At 62.6% G+C, this 15,734-nt stretch carries 10 protein-coding genes; 3 read left to right on the forward strand and 7 right to left on the reverse strand.

Annotated elements, in window-relative coordinates:
- Positions 1 to 62 precede the first annotated feature (62 nt).
- Complete coding sequence (locus tag KCG44_RS02315) at positions 63 to 1,976, forward strand: potassium transporter Kup (protein WP_218443961.1); 1,914 nt, start codon at positions 63 to 65, stop codon at positions 1,974 to 1,976.
- 67 nt (positions 1,977 to 2,043) lie between these two features.
- Positions 2,044 to 3,291, forward strand: coding sequence for a dipeptidase (locus tag KCG44_RS02320; RefSeq protein ID WP_218443962.1), 1,248 nt, complete (start codon positions 2,044 to 2,046; stop codon positions 3,289 to 3,291).
- A 14-nt stretch (positions 3,292 to 3,305) separates the two neighbouring features.
- Here the strand turns inward: KCG44_RS02320 and KCG44_RS02325 are convergent, their stop codons facing one another.
- The 5 genes from KCG44_RS02325 to KCG44_RS02345 form a co-directional block, all read right to left on the reverse strand.
- On the reverse strand, positions 3,306 to 4,970 hold the full coding sequence (locus KCG44_RS02325) for an ATP-binding protein (protein ID WP_218443963.1): 1,665 nt from the start codon (positions 4,968 to 4,970) through the stop codon (positions 3,306 to 3,308).
- A 99-nt stretch (positions 4,971 to 5,069) separates the two neighbouring features.
- Positions 5,070 to 5,825: a TIGR02186 family protein gene (locus tag KCG44_RS02330; RefSeq protein ID WP_218443964.1), complete on the reverse strand. Its 756-nt coding sequence runs from the start codon at positions 5,823 to 5,825 to the stop codon at positions 5,070 to 5,072.
- The gene (locus KCG44_RS02335) at positions 5,822 to 6,739 is read right to left on the reverse strand and encodes a sulfite exporter TauE/SafE family protein (RefSeq protein WP_218443965.1); all 918 of its coding nucleotides are present in this window, start codon (positions 6,737 to 6,739) and stop codon (positions 5,822 to 5,824) included. Before KCG44_RS02335 ends, KCG44_RS02330 begins: the two co-directional genes overlap by 4 nt.
- 68 nt (positions 6,740 to 6,807) lie before the next feature.
- A complete protein-coding gene (locus KCG44_RS02340) occupies positions 6,808 to 8,082 on the reverse strand; it encodes a hypothetical protein (RefSeq protein WP_218443967.1) in 1,275 nt (424 codons plus the stop codon).
- Entirely contained in the window at positions 8,079 to 9,500 is a 1,422-nt protein-coding gene (locus KCG44_RS02345) for a glycosyl transferase family protein (protein WP_218443968.1), read from the reverse strand. The genes KCG44_RS02340 and KCG44_RS02345 overlap by 4 nt, the downstream gene beginning before the upstream one ends.
- 204 nt (positions 9,501 to 9,704) lie before the next feature.
- Between KCG44_RS02345 and KCG44_RS02350 the strand changes: the two genes are divergently transcribed.
- The gene (locus KCG44_RS02350) at positions 9,705 to 11,609 is read left to right on the forward strand and encodes a sensor domain-containing diguanylate cyclase (RefSeq protein WP_218443969.1); all 1,905 of its coding nucleotides are present in this window, start codon (positions 9,705 to 9,707) and stop codon (positions 11,607 to 11,609) included.
- Here the strand turns inward: KCG44_RS02350 and KCG44_RS02355 are convergent.
- Entirely contained in the window at positions 11,606 to 14,740 is a 3,135-nt protein-coding gene (locus KCG44_RS02355; RefSeq protein ID WP_218443970.1) for a TonB-dependent receptor domain-containing protein, read from the reverse strand. The two genes, KCG44_RS02350 and KCG44_RS02355, sit on opposite strands and share 4 nt — an antisense overlap.
- Complete coding sequence (locus KCG44_RS02360) at positions 14,730 to 15,725, reverse strand: FecR family protein (RefSeq protein ID WP_218443972.1); 996 nt, start codon at positions 15,723 to 15,725, stop codon at positions 14,730 to 14,732. The genes KCG44_RS02355 and KCG44_RS02360 overlap by 11 nt, the downstream gene beginning before the upstream one ends.
- Positions 15,726 to 15,734: the final 9 nt, after the last annotated feature.

Below are 15,734 nucleotides of genomic sequence, written 5' to 3' on the forward strand. Positions count from 1 at the left end.
GCGCCCGCCTTCATACTGCATCTGCGTAACGAGTGGCCGATCGCGGCCGGAAACGTGAGTTCATGTCACCACCCGCAGTTCCCATGACAGGCGACCAGCGCCATTGGGCCACCGCGAAAATGGCGCTGGGAGCCATCGGCATCGTCTTTGGCGATATCGGCACTTCGCCGCTTTACGCCTTTCGCGAAACCTTTGTCGGGCCGCACCCGCTCGCGCTCGATCCGCTGCATGTTTACGGTGTTATCAGTCTGATTTTCTGGTCCATGACGCTGGTCGTGACCGTACAATATGTCAGCATCCTGATGCGCGCGGACAATAAGGGGCAGGGCGGCTCGCTCGCCCTTCTGGCACTGATCTCGCGCAGCACCGAACGCGCCCGCTGGGGCAAGGTGATCGTCATTCTGGGGGTGTTCGCCACCGCGCTTTTCTACGGCGATTCGATGATTACGCCGGCCATTTCCGTCCTGTCGGCGGTGGAGGGGCTCACCGTTGTGAATCCGGCGCTGGAGCCGCTGGTGATTCCCATCGCCATCGGGCTTCTCGTCTTTCTGTTCTTCATACAGTCGCGCGGAACGACGAAGGTGGGGGCGATCTTCGGGCCCGTCATGCTGGTCTACTTCTTCACGATCTCGGTCCTTGGCCTGATCCAGATCGTGCAGCATCCGGAAATCCTGCTGGCGACGCTGAATCCGCTGAACGCGCTGCGCTTTTTCTATACCGATGGCTGGCTCGCCTTCCTTGCCCTGGGCTCGGTGGTGCTGGCCGTCACCGGCGCCGAGGCGCTGTATTCCGACATGGGCCATTTCGGGCGCAAGCCGCTGTCCATCAGCTGGCTGTGGTTTGTCATGCCCGCGCTGCTCCTCAACTATATGGGACAGGCCGCACTCATCATGAATTCGGATGCGGCGACGGCGGCGGAGGCGATCAAGTCGCCGTTCTTCATGCTCGCGCCTGAGGCGCTGCGCCTGCCCCTCGTGCTGCTCGCCACCGTTGCGACCTTCATCGCCAGCCAGGCGGTGATTTCAGGCGCATTCTCGGTGACGCATCAGGCAATCCAGCTGGGCTTCGTCCCGCGCCTGTCGACGGTGCACACGTCGGAGCAGGAGGCGAATCAGATCTATATCCCGGTGATCAACTGGGCGCTGATGATCGCGGTGCTGATCCTTGTCCTGACGTTCCGCAACTCGTCGAACCTCGCCAGTGCGTACGGCATCGCGGTGACGGGCGCGATGCTGATAGACACGGCCATGCTCGCGGTGCTGCTGTTTAGCGTCTGGAAGTGGAAGCCGTGGCTCTCCATCCCGCTGCTCGCGATTTTCTTCATCGTCGACGGGGCGTATTTCGCAGCGAACCTTACCAAGGTGCCCGATGGCGGCTGGTTTCCGCTGCTTGTCGGCGTCATCGCCTTCACCCTGCTGACGACATGGGCGCGCGGACGGCTGCTGATGCGCAGACGCATGTCGGAAGCCGGAATGCCGATGGAGATATTTGTGAAGTCGGCGGCCGGCAGCGCCACGCGCGTCCCCGGCACCGCCATCTTCATGGCGAGCCAGTCGGCGGGCGTCCCGCACGCCCTGCTGCACAATATGAAGCATAATAAGGTGCTGCACGAACGCGTTGTCATTCTGACCGTGCTGATCGAGGAAGTGCCCTATATCGACCTTGCCGAGCGATGCAGCGTCATCGACCTTGGCGAAGGTTTCTTCCGCATCATATTGCGCTATGGCTTCCTGCAGGAAACCAATATTCCCAAGGCACTCGATGAGATCGAGGGCGTTTGCGGGCCGAAATTCGATATGATGTCCACCAGCTTCTTCCTGTCGCGCCAGACGCTGATCGCGGCGGAGAAACCCGGCATGATGCTGTGGCGTGAAAAGCTGTTCGCGTGGATGCTGCGAAACAGCGCGACGGCGATGGAATTCTTCCGTCTTCCGACAAACCGCGTGGTGGAGCTGGGGAGCCAGGTCGAAATATAGGGCAAATATCAGGGTGACCGGCAGCGTCCAGGCTGGTTAGGAACCCTTTGAAAAAGGAGACTGTCCGATGATCCGTTCCCTCGTTCTTGCCGCCCTGATCGCCGCACCGACCCTCGCGCAGGACAGCGTTGAGGATGCGCGCGCGATTCTGGCCGACCAGCCGATTTTCGATGGGCATAACGACCTGCCCTACGCCATCCGCAGCATGAACGGATCGCGCATATCCGATTTTCCCTATGGCGCACTGGATGCGCGTTTCGCGGAAAGGATGGCGACGGACGGCGCGAAGATGCAGGCCGGCGGTGTCGGCGCGCAATTCTGGTCGGTTTATGTGCCCGCCTCGCTACCCGAAGCGGAGGCCGTCGTGCAGGTGCTGGAGCAGATCGACCTGACCGACCGCCTGATCGCTGCCAATTCCGACATGATGGAAAAGGCGAGCACCGCCGCTGATGTGCGCCGCATCATGAAGACCGGCAAGGTCGCAGGCATGTACGGGATCGAGGGCGGCCACGGCATCGCCAATTCGCTCGGCACGCTGCGCCAGATGTATGATCGCGGTGTCCGCTACATGACGCTGACCCACTCCGCCTCGATTGCATGGGCGGACAGCGCGACGGACGATCCGCGCGCGGACGGACTGAGCGCGTTCGGCAAAGAAGTGGTGCGGGAGATGAACCGGCTCGGCATGCTGGTGGACCTTAGCCACGTCAGCCAGAAGACCATGGCCGATGCGCTGGATGTTACCGAAGCTCCGGTCATCTTCTCCCATTCGAGCGCGCGCGCGATTACCGGGCATTTGCGCAATGTCCCGGACGAGATCCTGACGCGCGTGAAGGACAATGGCGGCGTCGTCATGGTGACGTTCGTCGAGAGCTTCCTGTCCGAGAAGGTCCGCATGCGGGGCGCAGCCTATGCCGCCGAGCAGGGACGATTGGGGGCGCTCTATTCTGGACGCACGGCCCTGGTCGAAGCCGGCCTGGAAGAATGGGCCGCCGCGAATCCGCAGCCAAAGGCCACGGTGCAGGACGCCGCGGATCATATCGATCATATTCGCAAGATTGCCGGCATCGATCATATCGGCATTGGCGGCGATTTCGATGGCATCCCGACCTATCCGACCGGGCTGGAAGACGTTTCCGCCTACCCCAATCTATTCGCCGAATTGCTGAAACGCGGCTATTCCGCCGAAGACCTCAAGAAAATCAGCAGCGGCAATGTCCTGCGGGCACTGGAAGCGGCGGAAACCGTGGCCGCGCGCCTGCAAAGCGAACGCGGGCCAAGCGAAATGCTATTCGCCGCCGAAAAAAGCGAATAGGCGCGGCACGACCTTCAGCGGCCCTGCCCGCGCCAGCGATGGATGGTGCGTTCGAGGATTTCCTCCTCACCGCCGGTTTCCTTCCACAGCTCGCTGAACATCGGATCGTCGGAAGCGGGGCGCAACTGGGCCTCGAGGTCATCGAGACGCACGCGGATCGGAATGTTCACGCCTTCGCCGCAAATGATACACTCACGGTTCCTGAGCGCCGGAATCGCATCCATGAAGCCCCGCGCGCCTTCGGGCATCGCATTCTTCACGTGATTCTGGTCGCGCTCATTGTTCAGGCGCATGGAAATAATCGTGCCGCATTGTGACAGAACGCCCTCCGCAAGGTCCGAGGGGCGCTGGGTGATCAGGCCGAGCGAGACGCCATATTTACGGCCTTCCTTCGCGATCGATTCCAGCACTTTGCGGACGGAACTGGGGGCGGTCGAGCGATCGGAGGGGACATAGCGGTGCGCCTCCTCGCAAATCAGGAGGATCGGACGCTGCGCTTCGCGGCGGGCCCAGATGGCATAGTCGAATGTCAGGCGCGACAGTACGGCGACCACGACCGTCACGATATCGGTCGGCACACCTGAAAGATCGATGATGGAAATGGGTTTGCCCTCGGCGGGCAGACGAAAAATCTTCGCCATGAACGGCGCGAGCGAGTCCGAAACCAAGAGGCCATTGAACATGAAGCCGTAGCGCGGATCGCCTTTCAATTCCTCCACCTTGGATTTCAGGCGCATGAACGGCGCGGCGCTGGTCGCCTTGTCGAGCTTTCCCATGCCGGCGGAGATCGCGCCAAGAAGATCGGACAGCAAATAGGGAACGGGCGAATCCACCGTCAGCTTGCCAAGCGACTGCGCGACACGGCTTTTCGACCGGGCCTCCAATATGCATTTCGCGAGGATGTCCATATCGGTTTCACGCTCAGCACCCTCGGTGGTGATGAAGACCTCGCAATGCTCCTCGAAATTCATCAGCCAGTAGGGCAGCGCAAGATTGTCGACGTTGAAAATCTGCCCGTTCGAGGTGAACGCCGCCGCATATTCGCCGTGCGGGTCGAGCATGACGATGTGGCCCTCGGGATGCTGTTCGATGATTCGGTGCAAGATGAGCGCCGCACTTGTCGACTTACCCGTACCGGTGGAGCCGAGCAGCGCGAAATGCTTGCCGAGCATGGGATCGATGTAAAGCGCCCCGCGCACGTCGTTCGTCGGATAAACCGTACCGATCTCGATATGCGCACGTCCATCGGCCTTGAAGACAGCACCAAGATCGGGACGGCTCACCGTATGGATCTTCGCGCCGGGCATTGGATAACGTGTGACACCGCGGCGAAACCCCGTCAGCGTCCCGTCGGCCGTTTCGTCGCCCTCCCCCAGAAAATCAACGGCCGCAATGACTGCATCCTCTTTCGCCGGATCGAGTTTCAAATTTCGCACATTGCCAAGGAGCCAAAGTTTCCCGACCTTCACCTTTAGCTGAGAGCCAACCTGGCCGGACGTCGCGATCGTCTGGTCAGGATCGCCGCCAAGCGCTGCCAGCGCCGACAGGTCGAGGCGGCAAAGCGCGCTGCCGCCGTCGATTTCCCGCACCTGCCCGATTACGGTGCCGTGTCCGGCACGGCCGCCGCGCGCACGATCGCTGCCGGGCGCGACAGGGGCAGGTGCAAAACTCTGGTCCATGGGAAACGCTGCTCCGACTGTGGTTCAGCATCTCTATTGTCGGATCAGGGATAAGAAACCGTTAGCAAATCCTGGCATATGCCGCCGGTCGGCACCGCGCTAGCGTTTCAGGATCACGCCCGCCAACCATCCGAGGAGGAGCGCGATGGAGACGGCGAAAACACCATATGCGGCGCCTTTGTTCTGGGCCATCATGAAGACGGCCCGTTCAAAACCGGACTTCTCGACGCTGATGGTCTGGGTCGCGGAGGATACCACGTCGCCGTCCTGGATAAGATGGATTTCCACCGAATAGGTGCCGACGGGCACCTTGCTGGGCAGGTCGATGCGGGCGCGATAAAGGACATCTTCGACGATATCGACGCCCACAGGGTCGGCACCGTAAAGGTCTTCGCTGCCCCATGTCCCCAGCAGGCCCGCTTCAAACGCTGTCACCGTCGCGGCGTCGGCGCCGCCACCGGGGGACAGCTGTAGATATTCCGGACTCAGTTCAAAGATCGCCGCCGTCCGCTCGTCCACAATATCCAGGATTGGCCGTGTCGACGCGGCATGGAAGAAAGCGGGTGCGGTTTCAAACCGGACAGCGTCGGTATTCACCCAGACGCCAAGCACGCGTTCCTTGCGGCGCACGGTGATCGATTCTGGTGGGCCGCGCACGATGATGGCCATATCCGGACGCTCGTCGGGCATCTTGCCGTCAGGATACTGGATCGCGCCAAAGACCAGCAGCTCCGCCCCGGCAAAGGTGTAAACGATATCGATCCGGCTTTGCGACAGGTCGGCGATCAGGCGCGGCGCAACCTGCGCACCGGCGGGCGCGGCGATCAGCGCGGCAAGAAGCAGCAGGATCCTCATATACCGCCCAACTGCACGGAAAACAGATTGTCCGGTGCCACGGTCAGCCCGAACAACAGTCTGCCCGCGACGATGAGGACGAGTATGGCAAGCGCGAGGCGAAGCTTTTCCGGTGGCAGGCCAATGGCGATCCGCGCGCCCAGCTGCGCGCCGATCACGCCGCCAAGCAGCAGCAGCACGGCAAGAACGATATCGACCGTCTTCGACTGCACCGCATGCAGCATGGTGATGGCCGCGGTCGTGAACACGATCTGGAACAGGCTGGTCCCGACGACCACGCTGACCGACATGCCGAGCACGTAGATCAGGATCGGGACCATGATCAGGCCGCCGCCAATGCCCATGACGAAGGTCAGAACGCCGACCAATATGCCAATGAGGAACGGCGCGAGCGGTGAAATATAAAGACCCGCCGCCCGAAACCGCATGCGCCCGGGAAGCGCAGCGATGAACGCGTTATGGCGCTTCGTTCGCTTGGGCCGGATGCCTTTGGCCTGCCGCCTGAGGGTGCGCACCGTCTCCGTCAGCATCGAAAAGCCGACGATGGACAGGAACACCACGTAAATCAGCGATATGGTGAGATCGATCTGGCCGATGGTCTGGAGCAGGCTGAACAGCAGGGAACCCAGCAGCGCACCCACGATGCCGCCCGCGACCAGCACGGCACCCATTTTCAGATCGACACCGCCCCGCCGCCAGTGCGCCATGGCACCCGAAACGCTGGAACCGGTGACCTGCGTCGCGCTGGAGGCCACGGCGACGGCAGGTGGAATGCCATAAAACATCAGCAGCGGCGTCATCAGGAATCCGCCGCCCACGCCGAACAGGCCGGATGTGATACCGACGATCAGGCCAAGGCCGATGATCACGGCGGCGTTCACGCTCAGTTCCGCAATCGGCAGGTAAATGTCCATGTCCGCGGCCTTAGCGCGGCCCGGCGCGGATCACCATGGCGATCCGAAGGCCCGCGGCGTTTTCTGGGCTAGTAGCGAATGGCAACCGTGACCGTCGGCCCGCCGCCCGAACGGGCATTGCCGCCGACCTCAAACCGGTAGCTTCCGCGCAGGTCAAGAACAACATCGCCGATCGGAATTTCGGCTCGGGCAGCGGGGCCTGCTTCCAGCAGGCTAACCGTGTCGCCATCATGCTGCACACCGCCCCAGGCGCCGGCGCCGATACTGACGCGCGGTTCATCGACATCGCCCCAGCGGCGGCCGACAAAGGCCTGCCCGCCCGCAAACAGGTCAGCGCTGTTCATCCCGACGATCCCGGCATCCGCATAGGCAGAAAGATCGAAGCTGCTGCGCTGATCGCTGTTCGCGCCGCCGGAAAGGCGCAGTTGCATCGCGCTGCGCCCCGGCTCCCTGAGTTCGAAGCGGCGTTCCACCGCAACTTCCGGGCCCCGCCGCCCAAAGGGGCGCCAGCCGATCCCCGCAACGGCCTCATCCGGTCCGCCGCCCGTCGTGCCCGTCAGCCGCCCGTTGATCGCAACCGGCGCGTCAGCGAGCGGGTTGAGCGTATAGGCCAGAGACGCGCCGTACTGGCGGCCGCCGAAAACCGGCACCGTCGGACTAAGGTTGGCGGACACGCCTTCCCGTTCGAAAATATAGGCCTCGGCGGTCCAGCGCCTGGTCAGCAGCCGCAGTTCATCCTGCCAGATCCCGGCCGATTCATGGTCCGGTTGCGCGCGCAGCGCCGCCGCGAAATTCTCCGCCGCGCCGCGCCTGTCAAGACCGTCCAGCCGCTCATAAGCGAGCGCGGCCAGATCGAACGCGGCCTGGCGTTTCTTCGCCAACTCACGTGCCGCGATATCGACGGGCCGCTCGGCACCCGGTGCGCGCTGCGCGGTCGTCTTGGCAAATGGAGGCGCGGCGGCCGGTGCGAGAGGCGGCGGCGCTGGCAGGCGTCTGGCGGAAGCCGGGCCTGCGGCGACAGCACCTCGCCCGGGATCATCCGCGATTCCGGGCGTAAAGGTCTGCGGTCTCCGCAAAGACGGTGCCGCGCGGGTACTGGCAGGTCGGCGCGGGAACTGCGCCTCGGCGACGACAAGCGGCTGCGCGTCTTCCGTTGGCGCAGGGACGGGCATGGCGGGGGCTGGAGGCGGGATATCCTCCGTGCCCGGCACATCGGGAATGGCCGCGCCGCTGCCGATGGCAAGCATGATCTCCTCGACCTGCCGGTCGGCCAGGCTGTAGCGCCACCCCGCCCACAGCAGCAGGAAAAGGGCAATGAAGGCGAGGTTGACGAGCGGCTTCACCCATGTCTCGCTTTTTCATCGGGAAACCGGTGCGCCGTCTTCTCCCAGGCCAGCGCTTTCCCCGTGAACACCAGCGCGGCGTAGCGCCATAGTGCGCGCCGCGCGGCCAGCATGCCGACGACATTGGCGATGATCACCCGCGGGATGGAAAGCAGGCCATCGACCAGGCCATAGACGCTAGTCGTGAACCAGAAGCGCATGAACAGTCGCCAAAGTACCGATATGGTGGCGAGCAGAATGAGAAACGCGATAAATGACCCTTCCGGAATGACTGACGGCAGCCGTGCCGCGACAGGATCGAGCCAGCGGGCGACGATGGTCACTGCGAACAGGATGGAAGCGATATAGGCGATGAAGATAATGATCGCATTCATCATCGGCTTCCGGTCGCGCAGCATCATATATTTATCCGCCAGGGTACCTTTCCAGCCGAGCCGGTCCCAGCTTTGGAAGGCGATCCCCAGCAGCCAGCGGGTCTTCTGGCGCAGCGCCGATTCAAGATCTGCGGGGAAATGCTCGCGCGTGGCGACAGCGCCGCTGCCGTCCTTTTCCGGCAGACGCACGAAAATCCCGCGGCGACGGCGCGAAAGCGCCATGCCGAGCTCGTAATCCTCGGTCAGCGAGTCCGCATCGAATGGCCCCGCGCCGCTTTCGGCGGCAAGTTCGCCCAGAACCTCACGGTCGAAAGCGCAGGCGACACCCGCGGAAGGAATTGCCGCACCCAGCGTCTCACGCACCACAAGCGTTTTCCCGTGATGCTCGGCAAATTCATCCTGATAATGTCCGCTGATCCAGCGGGAATTATTGTCGCGCAGGGGGATCACGGGCAACTGAACCATGGCGAAACGCGGCATCAGATAGTCGAAGATACGCATTTCCGCGGCATGCACGACGTCTTCCGCATCATGCAGCACAATGCCCTTATAGGTGAACCCGCCCGCCTGCTCCTGCGCGGACATGACTTCCCAGATCCGGTTCAGACAGTCCGCTTTCGTCGTCGGTCCATCACGGTCGTTCATGACGATGCGGATGCGGGCGTTGCCTACCGCCGTCACGGCCGCGAGCGTGTCGGGGTCATTGGGATAAACGCCGATAAAAACGTCATAATTACCATGATCCATAATGCTGGTCAGACGCCGCAGCATTGGCGCGATCACTTCGCTTTCGTCCCACGCGGGAATAAATATCGCGAAGCGGCCTTCAGGCTGCTGCACGGGAATATTTGACACCGTCCAGCGCGCATGCCGCCTGTAGGTGACGAGTTTTTTCTTCAAGGACGTTCCCAGATAGATGAGATCGACGATAATCTCATCAATACCGAAGACAACGATGCCGATGGCCGCGATGAACAGAAATTCGCGCGTTACCACCCAGAAATATGCCCAGAACAGGGCTGCATCGAGCGTCGAACCATCCATCAAGGCCGGTTAATTCAAAAGTGATGATCGTACCAGCGGGTAGTTCGACATGGGCGAGAACGAGGGACATATCGGAAATGCGGGCGTGGTACCGGGACAAAACGCCGCGCACGGTCATCTGCCTGCGAAGACCGGAGCAGATAGCGGTCCGATAGATGCCCCTTGGTTTAACCACTGTTAATATAAAAAAAGTAGGTGGCGGCCATGTTCGTCACGCGTCTTCTTCGTTCCTATGCCGCCATTGGGCCGATTGCCCTGTGCGCTGGATATTGCGTGGTCGCATCCCTGTCGCTGGAACTCACACGCGGGAGCGCGGGCATTGCCGCCATGTGGCCCGCAAGCGGTCTTGTCATCGCCGCCTTGACGATGACGCGAAAAAGCGCGCGCCTGCATTATCTGGCCGCCGCCGGTGTTGGCAGCTTGGTCATCAATGCGCTCGGCGGCATGACCGCCACGAATACCATCGCCTTTACCGTCGCCAATGTCGTCGAACCCTGGGTCGCAATCTTGTTGATCGAGCGTATGGGAAGTCAGAAGATCAGATTTGACATGCTGCCCGATGTGGGGCGGTTCTTCCTTGCCGCCGCGGGTGCCAGCGCGACGGGTGCCGTCCTGTCTACCGCCCTTTCCCAGAGCGACGCCGCATTCATGGCGTCCTGGTTCGTCACGGTGGTGCTGGGCATCATGATCGTAACGCCCATCTGCGTGTCGATCGCCGATCTGCTCAAGACGGGCTGGAACGGGGACCCAGGCTATCCATCAGTGATTGAAGCCGGAATCTGGCTGCTGATTATCACCGCGGTGACGAGCGGCGTCTTCTTCCAATCCAGCTATCCTCTCCTGTTCGTGCCGTCGGCCATCGTCGTTGCCGCCACCTACCGCCTTGGCAATCTGGGCGCCGGAATGGGTGTTCTCATTGTCGCCATCGTCGGGACGGTATCCACGGGACTTTCCTACGGCCCGACGTCATTCGCATCGACCGATCTGGAGGTCGCCATCGCATTCCTGCAATTCTATCTGGTGGTGCAATTGGTCACCGTCCTGCCGCTCTCGGCGGCGCTGACGGCGCGGCAGCATCTGGCCGAGCAATTGGGGGAGAGCGTCCGGCTTCTGAAACAGGCCGAATCCGCAGCCGGCGTCGGTCATTGGCGCATCGATCTTGGCACGGACATGATGTTCTGGTCAGACCAGGTCTATTCAATCCATGGTTTGGAAATTCAGCCCTTTTCCGCTGGTGACGATGGTCTGGCAGTCTATCGCACGGCGGACCGCGCGAACATCAGGCATATCATTCAGGAAGCCAGCAAGACCGGGGAAGATTTCGAATATCGCGCGAGCATCAAACGCCCCGACGGCCAGGTGCGGCACATCATGTCCAAGGGGTCTGTGGAAGTTGGTGACGACGGACAGGCGACGGCGCTGTTCGGCATGTTGCAGGATATCACCTGGCACGTTGAATCGGCCAAGGCGGTTCAGGAGGCCAGACAGGCAGCGGAGGCGGCGGCGCAGAGCGCGGTACTACTTGCCAATACCGATGAACTGACCGGCCTTCCCAACCGCCGACGGACCATGGAGGCGCTCAACGAAGCGATCCAGACAGCCGAGGCGATGAGCGAGGATTTGTCGGTCGCCATTTTCGATATCGATCACTTCAAGCGGATAAATGACCGCTTTGGCCATGCCGAAGGCGACAAGATCATTCGCGCGGTTGCCAGGAGCGCGGATGCCGCCGGCCGCGCGGACGATTTCGTCGGCCGTATCGGCGGCGAGGAGTTTGCCATGCTTTTGCCAAGTGCGGACGAACATTTTGGCCTTGCCGCCGCCGAACGCGTTCGTGCGCGGGTAGAAACGGAAACGAAGGAAGTCAGCGCGCATTCGGGCGTGACGGTCAGCATCGGAGTCGCCACGTACACAGCCGGAATGAGCCCTGAGGAGCTGCTGGATATGGCCGACAAGGCCCTTTACGCGGCGAAAGAGAGCGGCCGCAATGTCGTCAGGCTGTTTACCCGCCTGCAGCAGGACGACGATGCCAGTGGCGACAGTCCGAAAGACAGGATCGACCGGTCAGGCGCAAATGACCGCAGGAAAGCGGCGAAAGGCAGACGCTAGAACCGCGTGCGCAGGCCAATAAAAGCGCGCCGTCCGAGTACATCGTAATATTCGGGATAGATATTACCCGCACTTCCGTCGAGAACGGGCGGTGCGGACACGTCCGAAAGATTGCGAATGCCGCCATAAACGGTCATTGACGGGCGCGGCCTATATTCCACGCCGATATCGACGAACAGGCGATCATCGAGATCGAACCCGGGAACTCGTTCCTGCAGAACGCGGGATTTACCGCGGTATTCGCCGCTGATCGTCGTGGTCCATTCGCCGAGTTCGAGAGCGAGGTGCGCAAAGGCGCGGTGGCGGGGATGACTGACCCGTCCGGCACGCTCCGTCCGCGCGCCGCCGTCCGAAAAGACGATACCGGCACGGTCGACATAATTGTAAAGAAAGGCACCGCGCAGATTGCCGATTTCCGCTTCCAGGCGGGCGTTGATCCCGCGAAGGTCCTCGCTGCCGCCATTGACGAGAACAAGATCGACGGCCTCCAGCGTCCCCGTATCCGCATTGCGTTGGATGATGGGCTGGCCGGTCGCGGGATTGAGACCGCAATAGAAATCGTCGCCGCCTGAACTCGCATAGCAACTTTGCAGGGCATCGGCGGCGGCGGCGGCGGTGATCGTGTTCTGAAGCCGGTAATCGAACCATTCCAGTGAAACCCGCACATTGCCAAGGGCGGCGTCTACGCCGATATGCCAGCTTTGGACGTCCTCCTCCCGCAGGTCCGGATTCCCCAGAAACCGGTTCGCGACGAAGTTCCGGTTCTGCTGCGGGCCGGGATTGACGCCCGCCGCCGCACAGTTCGCGGCAATGGTGGCGTTCACAGGCGCCTCGCAGGGGTCCAGCAGAGGTATGAAACGAAACGGACTGACCGCGAACAGTTCAATCCCGGTGGGCGCGCGCGCTCCACGGCGATAGCCGACCCGAAAATCAAGACCATTCACCGGCGCCCAGCCAAGGTCGATGCTGCCATTGAGCACGCTGCCCGCACGGCTGTGCTCCGTCCAGCGGGCGCCAATGTCGATGTTCAGCGCATCGAAACCAGGCTCGCCGCGGAGCAATGTTGCCGAGACATTGCCGTGGACATCGAGAATATCCACGTTCCCATGTGCGTTTCCATAGGCAAGATCGCCGACCGGCCCGGCGCCAGGCTCACTGCCCGTCGAGGTCTCGATCCCTTCATGCCGGTATTCGACGCCGGCACGCGCATTCCAATTGTCGCCGGGACGTTCGGCAAGCAGTGCCAATATATACTGGTCGCTGGTAAGACGGCGGCGGAGCGGGGCGGCGGAAATGAAATCGGCCTGAGCGGGCGTAATCGCGCCCGGAGTGAACAAATCGATGGGTGTGCAGGTCACAGTGGCCGCGCACCTGTCTTCGTCTAGCGCGACATCCAGACGGTCGCGATCCAGAAAACCACTGCTCAGTTCGCGGACACGGCTGTGGCCATATTGATAATAGGCTTCATATTCCCAATCGGAAAGGAATGGCCCATCGGCCGCAATCCTGATCTGACGCGTATCACGATCGATGTCGCGCGTACGCGGGCCGAATTCGATGAACCGGCGCTCGATCACCAGCGATTTCGCATTTGCGTCGCGCAGAAGAACGGCGTCCCGAACAGTTTCGGGAACGAACGAATTGTCGATGGGAACGACGACGGCATCCCCGGCCGGCGATCGCCGGGATCCCACTTGCGATGACAGTGGCACCGACCCCAGAGAAGCTTCACTGCCGGTTCGGGAAAACTGCGCCTCCGCGCTGAGCGTGTGCGCGCCGAAGTCGAACGCGCCGGTCGCAGTGACAAGCGTCCGGTCGACCGGGACAAGCACGGTGAAATCCCGCGTCCAGTTATAGTCCTGCTCGGGCTTCCCAAGATATCTGACGGGCTCGCCGGTTTCCGCATCAAATGTCACTTGCTGGAGAAGCGGGAACCGGACGAGATTGCCATTGCCATCGAGGAAGCCGGCGACCCTGCCGCGCGGCGTGATCGAGCTCCCTCCGAAGCCCCGCGTAAGAACGCCGCCTGCCGTGCTTGTGGCAGGCTGGCCATCAAGGGCGAGCCCCCAGGGCTCCGATGTGACGTAACGCGCTGACGAAGGCAGGTGCGGGTCGTGTTCGTGTGCGGCACTGATGAACATGTTGCCGCGCCCATCGGCAAAGTCAGTCCCCGCCGCCGCGGAAACGGTGTAGTGATGGGCATCGCCCCGTTCCGTCAGGCCCGTTTCCGCCGCCACCTTCAGCCCCTCGAAGCGCTCGTCGAGTACGAAATTGACCACGCCCGCAACCGCAGCGTCGCCAAAGGCCGCCCCTGCGCCGCGCTCGATGACTTCGACGCGTTGCAGCAGCGCGGTCGGAATGCCGTTCAAATCGGTGCCCGATATCGTGCCGTTGCCGCCGCGCGTTATGACGCGCCGCTTGCCGTTCACCAGTACCAGCGTACGCTCCGGGTTCAGCCCCATCAGGTCTGCAAGCGCGATGCCGGCGGGCGTCCCGAGCAGGTTCGTATTGCCCCTTGTGTAACTCGCCCTGAAGACCGGCAACCGGTTGAGCGTATCGGCCAGACCTGGCGCGCCGTCGAACGCGATCAGGCTTTCGTTCAGCGTCAGCGCGGAATCGCTGTCCAGCAGGCGCTGCTGCGAGAGCATGGCGACGACAACGATGGTTTCAGCGGGCGGTCCGGACGGGATCACCTCAGCTGGCGAAGGCGCCGATGCAGCGGTGGCCCGGGTCTGCGCCGGGGCCGCTATTGCGGCAGGCACGCGGGGCGAAGGCCTGATGACGAGCGTGTTGGTCGTCACCCGCTCGAACGTCAGGCCGCTATTGCCAAGAAGCCGTTCGAGTGCGCGGATCGGATCTGGCATGGCGGGCAGTGCCGGGGCCGCCTTGCCGCGCAGGAGGCGACTGTCGGAGATGATGGAGAGGCCCGTCCTGCGGCTCAGCTCACCGATCGCCTCCGCAAGAGACTGCCCGGGCATCGACAGGTCGAGCTTGGCGACCTGCTGACGTCCTGCGGCACGCTTCGATGGCGGTTCCGGGCGCGAAACTCCATCGGCAGCCACCGCAGGCGCGGCGCATAACAGCGCAGCGGCCAGCGCCAAGGCCAGAAAGGACGGCGCGTCAGTCCGCATTGCCTGTGAGGACGAGACGGCCATCGGCCTGCGGCTCAGCCGTCAATTGAAGCGCGGATTCCAGGGCGCTGACAGACGCGTCCTGGGCGTCGAGTGAAAATGTCCCCGTGACCGGTACGTCTCCCAAGGCCGCGCTTTCCAAGGCCAATGGCTGCGAAAAATGCAGATTCAGTTCGGCGATGACGTCCCTGAGCGGGGTTTCCGCAAAGCGGGCTCTGCCCTCACGCCAGTCGGTGACAAAAGCGGCATCGAACGTTTCCTTCGGCAAGGCCTTGCCCGCATGCGTCATGGCCAGCCGTTCCCCGGCGAGCAGCATGGCGGCCGCGAATGTTTCCCGTGCGGCGCTGACCCGCACGACGCCGGACAGCACCGATACGGTGAGCGCTTCATCGCGGCCCGTCGCGCTTGCGAGCGCGACATTGAACTGCGTGCCGACAACGTGGATCACGCCCGGGCCGCCTTCGACCACGAAGGGCCGCCCGGCATCGCGCGTGACGTCAAACAATGCCTCGCCGGACAATAGCCGGACGCGGCGTTCGTCCCCGGCAAAGGCCACTTCCAGCCGTGAACCGGAATTGAGGGCCGCCACGCTGCCATCCGCCAGGGTCACTTCCCGCCGCTCGCCATGGGCGGTTTCGTAGCTGAGTGGCTTTGCGCCGTCCGTCATCACGGATATGGCGATAACGGCCGCGCCCATTGCCGCGACTGCGCCAACCGCCGGCACCAGCCAGCGCCGCTGCGGCTTTGCGTTCACCTCCGCATTGGCAAGCGTTTCCAGTTCCCTTTCGAACCGCAATGCCGTCGCGGCATTCAGATGTTCATCGAGCAGCTCATAGCGTGACCATGCTTCGGCATGCGCGGGGTGGGCAGCGAGCCAGCGCGCGAATTCGTCCGCATCCGCCTGGCTGAACCGTCCGGAATCCCGGCGCGCCATCCACTGGGCGGCCGCGCGGTCTGCCGCGTCACGTCTGTTCTCTATTTCCATAATCGTTCA

Source organism: Pacificimonas pallii (assembly GCF_019204005.1).
Lineage (GTDB): Bacteria > Pseudomonadota > Alphaproteobacteria > Sphingomonadales > Sphingomonadaceae > Pacificimonas > Pacificimonas pallii.